This is a genomic window from Thiolapillus sp. (assembly GCF_048562965.1).
Taxonomy (GTDB): Bacteria; Pseudomonadota; Gammaproteobacteria; order Chromatiales; family Chromatiaceae; genus Thiolapillus; species Thiolapillus brandeum_A.
In genome coordinates, this window is record NZ_JBHNMF010000787.1 from 1 (window position 1) to 1,368 (window position 1,368).

General features: G+C 50.6%; 3 protein-coding genes. All 3 read right to left on the minus strand.

What is annotated here, in order from left to right:
- Positions 1-175 precede the first annotated feature (175 nt).
- Genes ACOCD2_RS20085 through ACOCD2_RS20095 form a run of 3 tightly spaced genes read right to left on the minus strand, consistent with a single transcriptional unit; the run spans position 176 to position 1,215 of the window.
- On the minus strand, positions 176-613 hold the full coding sequence (locus ACOCD2_RS20085; RefSeq protein WP_293649279.1) for a putative toxin-antitoxin system toxin component, PIN family: 438 nt from the start codon (positions 611-613) through the stop codon (positions 176-178).
- Positions 597-842 carry a hypothetical protein gene (locus ACOCD2_RS20090; RefSeq protein ID WP_293649282.1) on the minus strand — a complete coding sequence of 82 codons (246 nt, stop codon included), beginning with the start codon at positions 840-842 and terminating at the stop codon, positions 597-599. The genes ACOCD2_RS20085 and ACOCD2_RS20090 overlap by 17 nt, the downstream gene beginning before the upstream one ends.
- Positions 843-852: 10 nt before the next feature.
- Positions 853-1,215: a helix-turn-helix domain-containing protein gene (locus ACOCD2_RS20095; protein ID WP_293649285.1), complete on the minus strand. Its 363-nt coding sequence runs from the start codon at positions 1,213-1,215 to the stop codon at positions 853-855.
- Positions 1,216-1,368 lie beyond the last annotated feature (153 nt).

A 1,368-nucleotide genomic window follows, 5' to 3' on the forward strand; every position in this document is an offset into this window, starting at 1 on the left:
CTATGGAAATATTGATTTCTTTCAATTGTCTTCGGATGGATACCACCTGTCGGGGGACTGGGGTGAGGTGATAATTAAATCATCCCCTCCAGAGTTAGTATGGTTGTAATCAAAATCAAGGGTCAATGAGATGGTCATCCACGCTATGAGGGGCACTGTCGGCCAATCGGATAAATTACTTTCTCCGTTGTCGTTTACTGTCGTTCTGCACAAACTCCACCGCATCCGCCGCATTCAGAATCTGTATCCCTTGCCAAGGATGCAACACCAGTAAATCACTATCGCCGGTGGCGATAACATTCGCCTTAGCCGCGAGCGCCGTAGCGATCACTGCGTCATCATCCATATCTCGCACAGTACGTTCAATCGGTTGTGGATTAACCAACCGGGCGAGCATTCCATAACGCTGCATCAGAAAAGCAGGCGTGACGTTCTGGGATGCCAATAGCGCGGTAAACTTCTCCCTTTCCAATACATCCGCCAACTCATCCAGTAACACACTACTGGTGAAGAAAGTTGCTTGACCGTCTCGGCCAAGCTCAAGCAACTGGCGCGGTACACCGCCCCAGATCAAACCCGATACAATGATATTGGTATCAAGTACCAGGCGCACGTTGCTTTCTCTGTGCGCGTACCGCGTTCACTTCTTCCTGAATCTCATCCATGGTCATGGGCGGCAAGTTGGCTGCTGCGAACTTATCTGCCGCAGAAAACAGGCCATTGACGGCGCGGCGGCGCAGCGTCTCGCGCAGAATGTTCTCGATAGCGTTGGGTGTCAGTAATCCGGCCTGTTTGGCTTCTTCAGCCAAGTTGTCCGGTAAATCAATGGTCAGTGTGGTCATAGCTCTATCCTCATCGCGCCAGCGATTGCAGGTGCTTTTTGGTTAAAAAGGCATCCAGTAGCTTTTTAATCACGGTCTTGTCTTCATCGGGCAGGTGTTCCACCTCCTGAAACTGCCGCAGTAGCTCCCGGTCCTCGAAGCGGGCAGTGGCTGCGTCTTCCGTCGAACCCTCCAACAGGTAATCACTGCTGATGTCCAGCGCATCGGCCAGACGCTTGAGGGTATCGCCACTGGGGCGGGAAATGCCCCGCTCAAACCGGCCAATATGGGTGTAATGCAAATCTGCCAGTTTGCCCAGCTCGGTTTGTGACAGATTTTTTTGCTTGCGCAAGGTGCGCAAACGTTCAGAAAAATCACTTGATGTGTCCGCCATATCCAGCACCTCTGATGCTTTATTTGTTAGAGATAGCAATTTTGGCGGATTTATCCGGAAAAATACATGCGTCAGTGATTGATAGTGCGGGATTCATGCTTGACATGATAAAGCCATACGGCTAGCTTATCAAGCACATTTGCTTGATTGAAA

Bases quoted from the DNA above. Each gene is read 5' to 3' on its own strand.
- ACOCD2_RS20090 (WP_293649282.1), bottom strand. From the start codon at position 842: ATGACCACACTGACCATTGATTTACCGGACAACTTGGCTGAAGAAGCC.
- ACOCD2_RS20095 (WP_293649285.1), bottom strand. From the start codon at position 1,215: ATGGCGGACACATCAAGTGATTTTTCTGAACGTTTGCGCACCTTGCGC.